The sequence below is a fragment of the Leuconostoc sp. S50 genome (genome assembly GCF_016624925.1).
Classification (GTDB): Bacteria; Bacillota; Bacilli; order Lactobacillales; family Lactobacillaceae; genus Leuconostoc; species Leuconostoc pseudomesenteroides.
Genome location: NZ_JACVUE010000016.1, coordinates 32,536 through 47,232 on the forward strand (window position 1 = coordinate 32,536; position 14,697 = coordinate 47,232).

Annotated in this window: 21 protein-coding genes; all 21 read right to left on the reverse strand. The window is 37.3% G+C overall.

The features are described from left to right. Positions 1–170 precede the first annotated feature (170 nt). Positions 171–1,391 carry a phage major capsid protein gene (locus tag IAE53_RS10510; protein ID WP_200136446.1) on the reverse strand — a complete coding sequence of 407 codons (1,221 nt, stop codon included), beginning with the start codon at positions 1,389–1,391 and terminating at the stop codon, positions 171–173. 5 nt (positions 1,392–1,396) lie between these two features. Next, positions 1,397–2,164 carry a head maturation protease, ClpP-related gene (locus IAE53_RS10515; protein ID WP_200136445.1) on the reverse strand — a complete coding sequence of 256 codons (768 nt, stop codon included), beginning with the start codon at positions 2,162–2,164 and terminating at the stop codon, positions 1,397–1,399. Next, on the reverse strand, positions 2,148–3,314 hold the full coding sequence (locus IAE53_RS10520; RefSeq protein ID WP_200136444.1) for a phage portal protein: 1,167 nt from the start codon (positions 3,312–3,314) through the stop codon (positions 2,148–2,150). Before IAE53_RS10520 ends, IAE53_RS10515 begins: the two co-directional genes overlap by 17 nt. Before the next feature lie 2 nt (positions 3,315–3,316). Beyond that, positions 3,317–3,514 carry a DUF1056 family protein gene (locus IAE53_RS10525; RefSeq protein ID WP_200136443.1) on the reverse strand — a complete coding sequence of 66 codons (198 nt, stop codon included), beginning with the start codon at positions 3,512–3,514 and terminating at the stop codon, positions 3,317–3,319. Further along, positions 3,511–5,388, reverse strand: coding sequence for a terminase large subunit (locus IAE53_RS10530; RefSeq protein ID WP_200136442.1), 1,878 nt, complete (start codon positions 5,386–5,388; stop codon positions 3,511–3,513). The genes IAE53_RS10525 and IAE53_RS10530 overlap by 4 nt, the downstream gene beginning before the upstream one ends. Continuing rightward, a complete protein-coding gene (locus tag IAE53_RS10535) occupies positions 5,375–5,842 on the reverse strand; it encodes a phage terminase small subunit P27 family (protein ID WP_200136441.1) in 468 nt (155 codons plus the stop codon). The genes IAE53_RS10530 and IAE53_RS10535 overlap by 14 nt, the downstream gene beginning before the upstream one ends. 307 nt (positions 5,843–6,149) lie before the next feature. Next, positions 6,150–6,593 carry an HNH endonuclease gene (locus tag IAE53_RS10540; RefSeq protein WP_200136462.1) on the reverse strand — a complete coding sequence of 148 codons (444 nt, stop codon included), beginning with the start codon at positions 6,591–6,593 and terminating at the stop codon, positions 6,150–6,152. A gap of 35 nt (positions 6,594–6,628) precedes the next feature. After that, positions 6,629–7,264: a hypothetical protein gene (locus IAE53_RS10545; RefSeq protein ID WP_200136440.1), complete on the reverse strand. Its 636-nt coding sequence runs from the start codon at positions 7,262–7,264 to the stop codon at positions 6,629–6,631. Then, the gene (locus IAE53_RS10550; RefSeq protein WP_200136439.1) at positions 7,248–7,541 is read right to left on the reverse strand and encodes a hypothetical protein; all 294 of its coding nucleotides are present in this window, start codon (positions 7,539–7,541) and stop codon (positions 7,248–7,250) included. The genes IAE53_RS10545 and IAE53_RS10550 overlap by 17 nt, the downstream gene beginning before the upstream one ends. A gap of 47 nt (positions 7,542–7,588) precedes the next feature. Beyond that, positions 7,589–7,747 (reverse strand): hypothetical protein, encoded by a 159-nt coding sequence (locus IAE53_RS10555; RefSeq protein ID WP_200136438.1) that lies wholly within the window; start codon positions 7,745–7,747, stop codon positions 7,589–7,591. A 249-nt stretch (positions 7,748–7,996) separates the two neighbouring features. Then, a complete protein-coding gene (locus IAE53_RS10560; protein WP_200136466.1) occupies positions 7,997–8,191 on the reverse strand; it encodes a hypothetical protein in 195 nt (64 codons plus the stop codon). A 59-nt stretch (positions 8,192–8,250) separates the two neighbouring features. Further along, positions 8,251–8,787 carry an HdeD family acid-resistance protein gene (locus IAE53_RS10565; RefSeq protein ID WP_200136437.1) on the reverse strand — a complete coding sequence of 179 codons (537 nt, stop codon included), beginning with the start codon at positions 8,785–8,787 and terminating at the stop codon, positions 8,251–8,253. A gap of 169 nt (positions 8,788–8,956) precedes the next feature. Further along, the gene (locus IAE53_RS10570) at positions 8,957–9,580 is read right to left on the reverse strand and encodes a hypothetical protein (RefSeq protein WP_200136436.1); all 624 of its coding nucleotides are present in this window, start codon (positions 9,578–9,580) and stop codon (positions 8,957–8,959) included. A 66-nt stretch (positions 9,581–9,646) separates the two neighbouring features. Further along, positions 9,647–11,851, reverse strand: a complete 2,205-nt coding sequence (locus IAE53_RS10575) for a glycoside hydrolase domain-containing protein (protein ID WP_234456359.1) — start codon at positions 11,849–11,851, stop codon at positions 9,647–9,649. A gap of 82 nt (positions 11,852–11,933) precedes the next feature. Then, on the reverse strand, positions 11,934–12,392 hold the full coding sequence (locus IAE53_RS11445; RefSeq protein ID WP_233610744.1) for a hypothetical protein: 459 nt from the start codon (positions 12,390–12,392) through the stop codon (positions 11,934–11,936). A 4-nt stretch (positions 12,393–12,396) separates the two neighbouring features. Further along, on the reverse strand, positions 12,397–12,840 hold the full coding sequence (locus tag IAE53_RS10585; RefSeq protein WP_200136461.1) for an SAM-dependent methyltransferase: 444 nt from the start codon (positions 12,838–12,840) through the stop codon (positions 12,397–12,399). Between the two features lie 236 nt (positions 12,841–13,076). After that, the gene (locus IAE53_RS11580) at positions 13,077–13,199 is read right to left on the reverse strand and encodes a hypothetical protein (RefSeq protein WP_255527381.1); all 123 of its coding nucleotides are present in this window, start codon (positions 13,197–13,199) and stop codon (positions 13,077–13,079) included. After that, on the reverse strand, positions 13,192–13,395 hold the full coding sequence (locus tag IAE53_RS10590; RefSeq protein ID WP_200136434.1) for a hypothetical protein: 204 nt from the start codon (positions 13,393–13,395) through the stop codon (positions 13,192–13,194). Before IAE53_RS10590 ends, IAE53_RS11580 begins: the two co-directional genes overlap by 8 nt. Then, complete coding sequence (locus IAE53_RS10595; protein WP_200136433.1) at positions 13,395–13,811, reverse strand: YopX family protein; 417 nt, start codon at positions 13,809–13,811, stop codon at positions 13,395–13,397. The genes IAE53_RS10590 and IAE53_RS10595 overlap by 1 nt, the downstream gene beginning before the upstream one ends. A 183-nt stretch (positions 13,812–13,994) precedes the next feature. Further along, on the reverse strand, positions 13,995–14,207 hold the full coding sequence (locus IAE53_RS10600) for a hypothetical protein (protein WP_200136432.1): 213 nt from the start codon (positions 14,205–14,207) through the stop codon (positions 13,995–13,997). Positions 14,208–14,435: 228 nt separating this feature from the next. Then, positions 14,436–14,697, reverse strand: a 262-nt coding sequence (locus IAE53_RS10605) for a hypothetical protein (protein ID WP_200136431.1), incomplete at its 5' end; no start/stop codon positions are given.

A 14,697-nucleotide genomic window follows, 5' to 3' on the forward strand; every position in this document is an offset into this window, starting at 1 on the left:
ATGTAATTGACCTATTCCGTACTCCTACATGAGTTTCCCGCGTTCAAATTACAAAATTACATAAAACAATATATAAATATATATATATTATTATACGAAGTTAATGACTGTTACCTGTTATTACCCGCTCACTTTCGTGTACTGTTTATTTCCTAAGCGAGTAAGTTTAATTACTTGCCAGCCGCAGCAGCCGCAAAGTTGGCTGTTTGGTCAGCAATGGCGGTGAATGAACCGGCAACAAACGCTTCCGTATCTGTTGCTTCAACATCAAAGCGATCAATCACACGAATCTTGGTCAAGTCCTTTTCAAAAGCACCGGCACCAATGTTCGTTGACAACAAAGACATTTGTTGTCGGTCAAACAACGTTACCGCCTGCTTCAAGTCACCAAAGTACAAAGGATAAACTGGAGCTGATGCAGTTCCTGCCGATGGCAACCAACGGTCTGCTACAACAACAATGTTCTTACCATCAATTTGCTTGACATCTGGTTGTGTTGGATTAGGTTGCAACAAATAGTTACCCACGGCGTCTTTAACCTTAGCTAGAACTGCCAAACCTGACACGTTTGTAAGGAAGAACGATGTAGTGGCAATCGCTGGGTCAACCGATGTATACACAATGTCTTTGATATCATCAAACTTAGCAACAGTTGGTTTTTTAGGAACAGCATTCATTGCAGTAATGATGGCTTGGTTACGCGTAACTACTACCTTTTTAGCAATCCATGATGATAGCCATGCTAAGATGTTTTCAGCAGTATCGTTAAGCAATGTGTTAGTAACTGTTGAGATACCAGCATAGCGCTTGATTAAGTACTTAACGATTGCCAACTTAGGGTCATCATTGTCACCAATAGTTGCATCATCTGCATCCAAGTTAGCCAAAGGTGTAACATCAGACCACTTTTCATAAACACGTGAACCTGACAAGGTTGATACTGATTCAACGTTGACGTATTGTTCCAAAGCGTCATATTGACGAACAAGCGTGTGAATAGCCGTTTGGATATCTTGCGGAATTGTCAAGCCAATAGCGTTACCGTTTGCATCAGTGCTTGAATCAATTTGATTAACAACAGTTGGTACACCTTTAATCATTCCCTTGAATGTATCAACAAACTTTTTCTTCAAGTCGTTTTCTTTTGGTGTCAACTCGGCAGCTGGCTCGACATCATCATCGACAATATTTTCAGCTTGCGCTTGTACCAAGTTTTCGTGTGCTAAGTCACGCTTAGCGATCGCATTTGTAATCTTTGTTTGGATTTCGGCAACATCTTCCGCAGAAGTATCATCATCATCAACCATGAGCTGTGCTTTGTTTTGCAAATCAGATACTTTTTGTCCCAAATTCACCCATTTTTCGTTCAAATCGTTAATATTTACTGCCATATTGGTTATTTCTCCTTTTCTTTTCCCAATAAAATAGCCAACTTACTTTGCTTTAGGGCGTCCGTAGGTTGACTTTCGTTAGTAGTATTTTCTAGTTTTTTAGTCTTTTCGGACTTGTTCAACAAGTTTAATAGCTTGTTAACGGCTGATTTAGGAACAATATTGGCTGCTGCGTTTGAGAAAGCTGCCTGTTTTTCATCAACAAACATGATTTCATCAGCAAAACCTTTGTCAACTGCTTCTTGTGCACCAATCCACGTTTCTTTAGCCATCATATTGAGCAAATCACCTTGTGGCATGCCTGTTTTTGATTCATAGGCATTAGCAATGGACTTATCAATGCCGTCTAGTACATCTATTTCATGTGATAAATCGGCTATTTCATTGGCTAGGTCATCTTTGTTGCCTCCAAAACCACCGCTCCCATAACTAGCGGCTTGATGAATCATAATTTGAGCTGTTGGTGATATTTTAACCGTATCACCAGCCATTGCAATGACACTTGCAGCACTGGCGGCTAATCCTTGAATATTCACCGTCACATTAGCGTTAGCCGACTTTAACAATGTAAATATTTCACTTGCAGCAAAGACGTCTCCACCATTTGAAGCAATGTTAACTTGAACATCTGTATCAGGATTTTCAGGATCATCGTCATCATTAAGAATTTGAGAAACAGCACTCGGTGAAGCGCTAGGAATACCAAAGAAACTATAAAACGCAGCCGTATCGTCATCAACAACGGTGCCCTTAATATCAATTGTTTTGGTCACTATCTTCACTCCTTTCTGTATTTGTTTCAGGAATATCCGGCATATCAGGCGGTAGATATCCTGTCTTCTTGAGTAGCCACTTACTCTCGCCTGATGAGAGTAGTTGACTTTGCTTAAATGCGTTGATGTTGGTTGTGTAATCATCATTTACTGGGTCGATAGCCGGCTTAATGTCGATATCAACCGAAGATGATTGCTTATTTGATAATTCGCTGGTAATTGAACGTCCAAACCTCATTAGGGCTTTGGCGTAGTCACCACCTATCATTTTCAACGAGCTTTGTTGGTCGCCTTGTCCATTCAAAACTGAATCAGGTATACCATAGGCTTTTGCAATTTGTTTGGAAGTCCAATCTGTTTGAGCAAGTAGCTTTGAAACATCGCCTTTAATTTCAAGTGGTGTATACGTCTCTAATTTATCAATTACGATTGGCCCACCATTGGAATTGTTAACTTGATTCATAAATTGCCTTGAACGAGCTGACTTTTGTTTAGCATTCAGTAAGCCACCGCCGTCTGTTTCTAAAATACCAGGCGTTAAGACCGATTTTGCTAAAGCATTGATAGTCAATTTGTTAGATGAGTCTTTAATTTTCAACTCACTAGCTAATGACCGCAACGGGCTAATACCAGTTGCGCCGCCGTTTTGGCTTAGCAATCTAAAATGAATCATATCTCCTGATGGTATGCTTTGTTTAATACCAACTAACGGTGAATCGAACGTAACGTTGTAGTACAATCCGGAGTAGTCATCTAACGGGAATACACTAACCTGACTAGGCCTTAAATATTCCCATCTGATATCTATACCGTTTCGATTACGCCAACGATAAATAAAGGCTTCACCGCCCAACAATAGTTGAGCATATACCGCTTGCCAAAAGCTATGTCCGTTCGTCCAAGTCGTTGGGTTATTCAACATACTCTGATTCTGCGAATTATCAGTAATCAACTTTGATGAAGCTAAGTCTGCGCTTAATTGAAAAACGGTAGAGTAAATGTCTGAATTACGCAACGCAACGTCTGCACTCACGTAATCATCTTTACCTACCGGATTTAAAAAATTCACAATTTCTGGATCATCAAAATTAATTTCGTTACCACCACCCACATCTAAGCTGTTTGTAAAGCGTGGGCTAAATAATGGCAATATCAATCACCCCCTTTCGGTGTGTTATTGGCAATCAATTCACTAACTAATCCAGTAACAGCAAATGAAACAGCTAAAGTAACACCACCCGCTATTTGGTTTAAGCTAAACATTGCCCAATTAATTGTAATTAAAGCTGCTAAATAACATAGCAAGTCAAATATTCGCCAAATAAACGGCAATAGTTGTTTAAAAATCATAGTTCATCTCCCATCAATCCGGCTTCATCACTAAGTAGCCAGTCTAGTTTCTGTTGTGGTGTCATTCGTTCAATCTGCTTTTCAGGGTCATTCACATCTGAATAATCTTCAAAATGTATCATCCCCTGATATAAGGCATCAATAATAGCATCAACAACATCAATTTTGAGCGTTGCTTTTGCTTTATCAACTTGAATGCCTATTTTGTCTTCAATTATCTGTGCATTCAACAACGCTTTTTCCATGATTTTGTCATCAAGTCGTGTAATTGAACTCTCAACAAAGGCAGACTGTAAGAACTTTGTGGGGTCTTTTAATTCACTAGTCCGCTGTCTAATAGCCATCAAGTTCCAAGACGTATTTAATTCAAGTTGCTTAATCGCCGGAGTTGCACCCCATGCGTCATAACCAAAAAAGACAACCTCTAAAGCGTTGTCTTCTACATAATTTAATAGCCATTGATAAACCTGATCATCATTTATTAGCCCTTGTGGGTGTGACGTTATTGTGCAATACCCTTTCTTAGCTAACTCACGGTAATTAATACCATCTTGCTTTTCTTTAGCTTCAATACTACCTGCTTTTTCCCAAGGAATAAACGAATGTTGTTCTACGTGCCAGCGTTTGTCACCATTACTATCTAGGTATGGATAAACAAATGCGATAGCTGTATTGTCACTAAACATTGAGTAATCGTAGCCTATGTAAACCTGCTTCCCATAAGTTTCAAAACTAGTGGTAATTGCACGTTCAACATCTGATAACTTTAAAAAGCTATTCGTTGATTCTTGTAACCACATGTTAAGATTTTTATTCTGGAAGTCACTGATGGTTCCAGCTAACAAATCGCTGTCTCTTTTATCAACTAATCCCTGCATTAAAACATCTTTTTCGCTTTCCAAATTAAGCAACGGATTACTTTTTATCCAAGTTTCAGGCTTAAATGTTTCGTCAAGACTATCATTAGCCCATATCAACCCCAGATAACTATCAGCATCTCTATTCCAATCCTGTTCCATGGCCTGTTGAATCATCTTTTGGTCTTCATGAAATGGAACGGTCGGGTCTGGGTATGAGGTTGATATTTGAATAAATTGACGATTTTTAACCTTGACCTGTCCTGATATGATTTTAGATATCTTATCACGACTTTTGATTTCGCCTATTTCATCAACAATCGCTGTAGTGAAATGGAAACTATCATACTGGCCTGATTCATGAGAAATAGCACGCATTACATTGTTCTTTTTCTTCATGATAATCTGATCAGTTTGTATCATTAAGCCAACTTCTTCTGCATAGGTTTTGAACGGTGGTTTGATGATTAATTTCTGCATCATACTCTTAATGTATCCAAACAATTTATTGGTTTGCTTAAAATTAATTGAAGCAACTAAGAAGTCTTGGTTTTCAAGTCCAATAGTTTCTACCAAGAATGAATATGTTTGAACGATGGCCATCATATATGTTTTACCTTGGCCACGAGAAACAGAAACAATCACACGGCTGTATCTTTTACCGCCATCTTCGTTTCGCCAACCTATCATTTGAGCTAAGATAAACTTTTGCCAATCCATTAACTCTGTAGGTTCGCCTGTATCAACATTAGGGCAAATGCTTGCGAATTTAAGAATGTTTTTGGCTTGCTTAACAGAATAATGAAATTTAAAATCATCATCCCCTTGCCTTTGTAAGTCACGTAAATGTCTAAATGCTGCTAACTTAATAAAGTAGCCTTGTTCAATTTTTTCATCTAAGACATCAAAAGCATATTGCGTTCCCTCATCGTGGTAGCGCATCCTTATGTCTGAGAAATCAAGTGAATGATAGACGCCGATAACATCATGGCTTATTGTTAAATCAATCTTCTTCATCAGCAAAGAACTCCTTCATTTGGGATGTTGAACTTTCATCACTATCGTCATTCCCACTTAATTCCATTAATTCAGACCGACTCTTTGGTGATAGGCCTAATTCTGACCCTATCTTTGCTAAGTTCTTTAAGGAATCGCTATAAATATTTGTCATAGGATTACGTTTGTACCCCTGAAACGTTTTGTCGATTACTGTACCCTTAAAATCTTGAACAGGTTTATAAATTGCTTGTACTTCTCCGTTTTCTCGCACATGTTTGTAAGCATTTCTATAAATTTCATATTGGGTACAATACATTTCTACTAAACCAGAATCAATGCGATTGACGCTACTTTGTGTTTCTAAAAAAGGCACAACTTTACGCCAAATCACCTTCGCTTGCTGTCCTAAGTAGGCAGGAGGTGTAATTGTTAAACGCCCGCCGTTAAAATCTTTATCAACTTTTTTTACCAACGCTTAACCACCTCCTTTCTTGTCAAGCCCCCCCTACCTTAAAATTTTAAAAATTGAACATTTTTACAAGATGACGATATGTGTGCGCTCTCTTGTCTGCTCGAATAGGGCGGGGGTATTTTGCATTTTAAACTTTGTTTGGTATCAATACACTTGAGCGATTTAAAACGTCTTAGAAACGATTTTATCGTTGCAATTTAACAATTTGTTTCGTACCGTCGACACGTAAAATAGTTATATATTCAGGTATTCTTTTAGAGCTTAAAATACGTTTTCGATTAATCAATGCACTGTTTGCTTTCATGTTCTATCCTTTCATCAACTTATTAATCATAGCTACACTTCTAACAGGACTGACATGCTTCAACTGATTGTCTTTGCCTGTACCATAATAGGATTGTTCCCACTTGGTCTTTAACGTGTGACACCTACTACATATCACAGCTAGATTAGTCATGTCTGCCTTATCATTTGGAGATGCTTCAACTGGTACGATGTGATCTACTGTCTTACCTTGCTTGACTACACCATCACACTTACAGTATTGACACAAGTAATGTTGTTCATCTAACACTCGCTGCCTCAGGTTAACCCATTGCTTTGTCCGATAGAAGTTATACTGACCGCGCTTGTTGTCGTCACGGTTACGTGTCACTGTATTGTATCTGTGCGTTGCTTGCTTATCTCTAGGAACATACACACGTTCTTGCTCTGCATGTTTAGCACAGTAATGTTTAGGCAACTCAACCATATTGAAGCAACCATTAGCTTTGCAACGTCTGACTCTCATATCATTGTGCGTTGATGGAATCCCTTGCGTTGTAAACTTCCATCACTTAAATCAAGATAGTTAATGTCAAACTCTTTGTGACCTTCAACCGCTGTGTCAGTGTTCCAATCAACTTTAAGACTAACTAATGGTTTGTCATGAACTCCACCAATCAACTCACCATCTACCCATACCTTTGGAACATCACGGATATCATCAAACTCAATACGAACGTGTGGCTGTTTTGCTTTGTGTTCGCCATCTTTAATTCGTTTAACAGTATAAGCCAACAAATCAAATGATTGTTTTGCTTTCGTGGTATCTAAAGTGATGTTAGTGGATATTTGATTGTCAATAGGTTTTCTAACAACACCATCATCTTCTTGATACTTAGATTCAAAGTCTTCGGCACTCATAATCGAGATAGCACCTTTATTGATTACCAAGTATTCACCAGATTTGAAAGGTGTATACTCTTCCTTTTCATAACTATCCCCATCTTTAATGATTCCAATTTTTTCACCTCGCAAAAAAGATGATGTATATTCATAAGGAATAACACGCTCATTTAAAAAGGGGATAACATCAGTTAAGACGTTCCCTCTGTTTTTAATAGCTTCAATTTTGTTTACTTTTTTAATGTATTGTGTCATAACTTTGTCCTTTCATAATTCCTGCATTGTTTCTAAACATATCCGTTGCAATGTCTTTAATCTCAAACTTATCGTATTCAACATCAGGCGCAGACATTTGTTTGTCAATTCCTAACGCACTACTTATCCGATTGCCCACTACACTGATTGCTTTGTTAATACCTGTCATCACATTATTTATTGCATTCCAAACACCTTCTGCCTTATGTTTATTGTGCAAATACATTTCACGGTCAGCTGTTCTTAATTGTTTATACCTTGGGTGTCGTTGTTGCATAACGTTCTCCTCATTCACTGCAAAATAAAAAGCGCTTGTGCGCTTGACTACTTTATAAACTTTTCCATTAAGACACTACCAACAATCACGGCAACAACTACAATGAACATTGACTTACCTAAATCAAGACCTAAATGGTCTGTTGCCAATAAAGCTACGGCTGCTATTATCCCTGTGTAGATAGCAATTATACGTTTTCGTCTCATCTCCAACCTCCAATAGCGTAATTATACTACTAGAGAGACGTGGGTTGGATTAGAAATTATTTCTTCAAGAAATGATATAGAATTCCACCAATAATAATCAAGACGCCTAAAATAATTGCTCCACCTAATAATACTGACCCGTTAGATGCTGTTTCACTCATATCCCTTACCTACTTTTCTCTCAATAATAATTAAAGACTATCATACCAGTAATCATCAAGATATTCTCCTAAACGTGCCACTTGGCAACTAACTTAACCACGACATGTATCTCTTGTAATCAATATTCTTGTTGTCCATAATCTCAGCCCTAGCTTGTAAACGTGACCGCTGCTTGCGATCAGCACTCTGTGACTTCATCATCTCAGCGTGTTTTCTATTCACAGCACTGTTGTCTCGCAAATGTTGTTTACGCTTTTCAATTGTTTGCGTTGATTCTTTCATAGTTTTCTCCAAACAAAAACCGCCGTTAGATTTAACTAACTAGCGGTTTCAAATACCTATTAATTTTTCAAAGTAAAGTATTGGATTAACTTGAAAATACCAATAACCAACAATGCCATTCCAAAGAACGTCCAGACAATCAAACCACCTAATACCGGACTGAACAGAAGGCTTAATCCTCCCAAAATACTAATCAATGCAGAAATAATTGACCATGTCTTATTCGTACTAATTTTGTTGATGATTGTGATTTGAATGAAGCCTTCAATTAACCATGTCATACCTGTTAATATACCAACAACCAGGATTAACGAAATAGCTGCTGATTGCATGTCGATAAAAATGAAAATACCAGCAACAAGATAGATAATCGACACGATCAAGCTTCCTAATCTTGCCATGCCATTTTCTGCATCACGTTTGAATACAGCTAGTAACTTGAACAGTCCAACAGCGATTAAAACAGCACCAATCATTCCAGCGGCTGCTCTAGCACTACGATTAGGCAAAAAAACGATCAAAGCACCAATTATAGTTGAAATCAAACCATCAAAGCCTATTGTAAGACGCAACTTATTAAAAAATTCATCTGACATAAAATATCTCCCTCTAATCTAGAACTTTACACGTACTATTCTACGCTATTTGTTTAATACATTGCAAAAAGGTTAATTTCAATAAAAAAGCACCCGTTAAGGTGCAGCACATGTATGTACAACACTTCGGTCTAGCTTTTTTACTAGCCCGAAGTGTTCAATAAATCGCTTATTCAGATATCTCATCATTTACTTGTGGTGTTACTTTCGTGGTTTTATCAATATAGAAAAGCTGACTCACAGTCCAATAGCGCCTGAGCCGTTTTCTATTGGCAGCATCAATTAATTTGATTTGATTGAGCGCTTTCATCGCTCTATTAGACTGTTTAAGCTGTTGCCACTCACTTGTATTTTTATTCAAAATTGCTACTGTAGGCTGATATTGTTTTCGTTTGTTAGATGTAAACTCTATCAAAATTGCATAGTCAGTTTCATATACTCCAAGAATACTACGTGACACTTCCCCTCGCGGGTATATTACCTCTGATAAAAACTTTCCAATTAAATTTCGTTCACGAGACGCTAAATTATGTCGTGTAACATCTTTTGATAATATTTTCAGATTTTTATGCAAACGGTTAGCTGAACTTGTTATACTCGTAAAAATCAAAAGAGCGGCAACAACGCACAAAAAACGAATTAAATGGCTATTATTTAATTCCCATTCGATTAAAAAACAAACACCGCCAATAGTTCCAAACACGACATCTTCTGTCTTCATTTCGCCTAGAACCCTGCTACTACTCATTTTATTGTAATGATTTTTCCGCTCAATTTGATATTCTTTCAACATAGTTTTACCCTAAATTCATAATTTTTTAAAAAATAAATTAGTTTAATTATACACGCTACTACCATTTTATGGTTTAAGTATTGGTTTTAAGAAGCTGAACACCGTCTTAACAATTCCAACTATGCCTGCTCCGGTTTCTGCAACTAAATCTAAGAGGCCAGGAGCAAGTCTCGCAACCCCAATTAATGCAAATATTCCAAATGTAACTTTAATGTTCGTTTCCAAACCTTCTTGGAATTTTTTCTCATCTTCAGCAGTCCACTTAGCTACTGCTGCAAATGCTAAAGGTGAATTGTTGATATAAATATCAAAGATTATGGCTGAATCGACTGTTCCTTCTTGTTTTTCCGCTCTAGGATCTTGTCCAGTTACTTCAACTCGTACATGCCCTCCCGGCTGATTTTGTGAAAAGCTAGCTGCTGGATCCATACTGAGTGTTAGATATCCTGTTTCGATGCCAAAGTCCAAGCTATCTAATGTACCAGAAATCACAAACCCATTAATTGGTCCACTTTCTGCAATTAAATAGTTCAAAAGTGATGAATCAATTTTACCATTTTTAATTTCAACAGTTGGTGCTAGAAATGGTAAGTTACCAACTGATAATGCGGCTTGGTAAGATACATCAATTCTCAACAAACCGTTACTGCCTGGCCAAGTGTACGGCTTACCATTATAAACAAGTTTACCACTTGTAATCCAGTTTTTAATCTCTGTCCAATTTGTATCGTCAACCCAATCATGCTGGACACTATCTGACAACTGATTGACGCCTTCGTCACGATGTGACACCGCCACTCGATCTAAAGCAGGTAGTGTGCCAACACCATTATCATCCTCAAAGAATTGATCAAAGGCCCAATTAATGGGCTGCGAAAATCCTAAGTTACCTGAATATCCGGTCGACATATTTGAAACATAACTAAACTTAACAGAGCTTACTGATTGTGAAACTCGTGAACTAACGTTTCGCGTACCATATACACCAATATTGTAATGACTAATTCCAGCAGCTACACCATTAAAATAGGGAATGGCTGCCGAGGTAATTTCATCATCTGTCATATCCATATCAACCGCAAAATAGATTGTATGACCATTTGGAATGCCAATATTAAGTGCCGCTGAAACAGCTAGCTTAGCATCTTTCATACCTTGATCATAATCAAAATACGTCAAGTGAGGATTGTTGTCTTGATAAATTGGTACGAGTTTGAGCCCTGCATCAAGAATATTTTGAGCTTCTGTACGAGTCAAATTCTTGTTACGCTGGCTATCGCCAACGCCTACGCTACCTGTTAGATAACGGCCAACATAATTCACTTCGTAATCAACAAGCGCTTTAATCATCGCATTGTCTAATTGATAAGACGTGTCTATCCCAAAGAAGTTTCTTGCTGGGCTACCACTTGATAACATCAGTGAATACATCGTGGTGCTATCTGGCTGTCCAGCTTTTACCGGCTCCAAAACCATGAAACTCTGAAATTCAGACAAAACATTTTGAGTTGCTGCATCTAAATTACCGTTAAATGTTACTTGTCCCCCGCCCTTTTTAGTCAAATATTCTTTCATATTGACATATAAGGCGTATTGAACTAGTTGAATAACACGTTGACTCAATCCACTATTGAAAGCGGAACGATAGGTGGCAATAGTGGTTGGGCCCCAAAAACCATTAGCGATACTACCCAATCCCAGCTCTGCCTGAACACCATAAATAAGCGCGGTATTTGTAGCTCGTTGATAGATGCCATCTGCCGGTAAAATACCAGTATATTGACGATAGTTAGCGTTTAGGTATTGTTGCATTTTTCTGACATCACTATCACCTCCACTTACCAACACAAAAGCACTCATATCAAACAATGCTTGCGCTAATTCTGAATTCAGAACGCCTGTTGTTGGGATGCCTGCATCCGATTGCAGGGATTCTATAGCTGCGGTTGTGTCATCTGAATACACCCCAGTAAATGATCCAGGATTAATTCCCTTTGCCCAAAATGCACCTTGAATTAAATAAACAATATTACTCTTATACCCATTTTTTAATTTTGGAACAACTTGTTCATCATAGGCGGCGGCCGTAGCATCACCAAAGGCTGGTGCTCCCTCTCTAATGGTTATTCCTAATTCATGTTGCAATCCTTGAATGAGACCGTAAATGGTTGCCCATCCAGTTTGACCATTTTGAGGGACATTTGTGTAATTAGTCACAGATCCATATGTCTTGTTTAACCACTCTTGTGTTTCTAATACCATTGCGTCCATGTTGCTTGACCTACCTTTTCTTTATTATTTGATACTAACAATATAACTAATTTTTGTTCACTGTGTTTATACTCAATCTCTACTAATCATCTACTGAAACTATCAAATCTAGTTCATCAGTCGTCCATAATGCTAGTTTTAAATATGCAGTATTGAGTAATTTACTCAGGTTGGCACTTGAATAGCCAGTTAAATCAGCTAGTTCATCAAATGTCATGTTTCTAAAGTGTCGGTTGAACAATAAGTCTCCAAACCGTCTGTCCATGTTCCTGATAGCACGAAGAATACACTGTATTTTCCACTTTGCTATTTCTGATTCCGACATTTTTTCCATCAGGCGTATCGTTGCGTCTTCGGTGTGATTACCAAAAGAAGTGGCTTTTGGCATGTCAGATATAACTGGCGAATGATACATCAAGTCATTACTTGTGAGATGTGCCAAGTCTATCAAGTCCTTAAATTCACTTGAACTATTGATAGCGGTTGGATCACCGAAGAAACTTGACACGTTTTTAATTGTTCTTTTACGGTCATAATTCAACTCTTTACTCCTTCATAAATACTAGCCAATGTGTTTTCTGACGTTTTTGACCAAATAACGGTTCAACACCAATGACATATAATATTTCTCGCAATGGTATTTGACTATGATTCCACTTGAATATCAGTGTTCCGTTCTGTTTAAGCACTCGCATGCCCTCATCAAAGCCTAGTTTGATTATTTCTTGCCAATTATCCGCATTGAGTGTTCCATATTTTTTGGCCAACCAACTATTATCACCAGCATGGATTAAATGTGGTGGGTCAAATAGTACTAAGTTGAACGTTTCGTTATCAAATGGTAGTCCTAACGTCCAATCTGCTAATACATCAGGTTCAACATCAATCACGTGACCTGATGATAATTTTTCATGTAACTGTCGCTTATCGACAAATGTCGCACGATTGTTTTGCTTATCAAACCACATCATCCGACTTCCGGCAGTCATATCTAATACAGGTGTATCAACTCTATCCGCCAATTTTCGCTCTTCTTTCTACATGTTATAATATTAAAAACGTTAGGATGTGCTATGACCTTATTACTACTTCACGCTTTAATTTACTTTATGATTTTTCTATTGTTGATCACTCTTCTGATTGGCTTTTTAATACATAGCCGTGGCACGAAAGTAATTTCTATTTTCGGTATAACGATACAAATATTGATACTTGTCTACATAAATCACTTATAGTGAGATCGCGTTTCTGTTATAAATTTCATCACGATATGCAACGCTGTGACCATTGCTGACAATAACATGCCAAACTCAACCGCATGCTGTAAGTTGTGTCCTATTTCAATCATCGTTGACCTTGCCCATTAAAATCATAATGTTGTTTCGTTCCTCAACCTGTTCTGGATCCAAAGTCATCATATTTCCAAAATAACTAATATCGACAGTTCCGTCATTGTTATAAGTTACCGTTGTGAAATCTCTGTCTCTGAAAAATTCATCAATTTGAGTACCAAACTTTTCGAGAGATACATTAGATATTTTCATCACTCATCTCCTCCGTGTAAAAACTCATGAATATCATTGCCGATGTCATCAGGAATCATGCGTTCAATGTCGGCAGCTAATAAATCTGCGTTTTGATGTACGTTACCAACGACTTCATAAGTTTTCTCGTCATACCAACAAACAGGTTCAAATCTGCCATCAATATAGATAACGACTTCCACATTATCTCCACTACTTTTGATGATGTCATTTTCATAAATTTCAACGCCGTTTTTGTCTTTGAGACCTGTAAACTCTTCAAGAATTGCGTCATGATTATCTGCGGCTATAACTACATAACCATCTGCATAGTCAATTTCTGAAACTAATCCACTAACAGGTTTAATGACGTATTCGTCATCATCTAACCAAACACCGCTTTCTTTATCCCACGCTCTAAACTTAATCTCTCGCATAACTATTCGCTCCATTCCGCAATTCGTTGATTATTTGGCATCAGCCCCTCATAAATCAAACTTTCATATCGAAGATCTATTTTTCCTCTTTCATATTCAAATTCGGCAGAATAAATTTTCATTACCATATTGAATTCCATCTCATCACACTTTCTATGCCTCCGCCCACCCTGCTACTCGTTATTAAACGTCCATCTCTTGTTGTTGGAACGCAATTCCTAACATCACTGGATTACCGCTCTCATTTGAAAGCTTTTCCAATAGATGCGCATTCTTTTTTAGATCAAATTCAACAGTCATCTTAACTGAACCGTTTTTGATTTGAATTGCATCATAAGTAGCTGTCAATGCAACTTGGTTTAACTTAGTGTTTTTATCTTTTTCATCTTGCAACATTTTTTATCTCCTGTTTTTCCGGTTACGTTTTTCAGTAACACAATATGTGCTTTAACTTCGTATAATAATATATATATATTTTATATATAGTTAATGTAATTTTGTAATTTTGACTGCTGTAATGATTGATACACATAGGTTTTAATCAATTACATTTTTTTAGCAAAATTACATCAATTTTGTAATTTGGTTAACATAACAACTTTGAAGAAAAAATATTTTGTAATTTTAATTGTTAGATTTTACGTACGCTCTAAATGTTTTTGAATGAACTGTAACAGCTTTTTTCACAAAATTTTCTCGTTGCATAACCATATTGATTTGACTCTTGATTATCTTGGGATTGTAGTCAATCATGTTGTTGTACAACTCACTTTCAACATCTCTTACAAATTCTGTGACCTTAATTTTGTCAAAGTCATGATATTGCAAGTCCAACACGTTCATGATGGTGTCATTCACTTCAGCGAATACGTTCAAATTGTCAGTC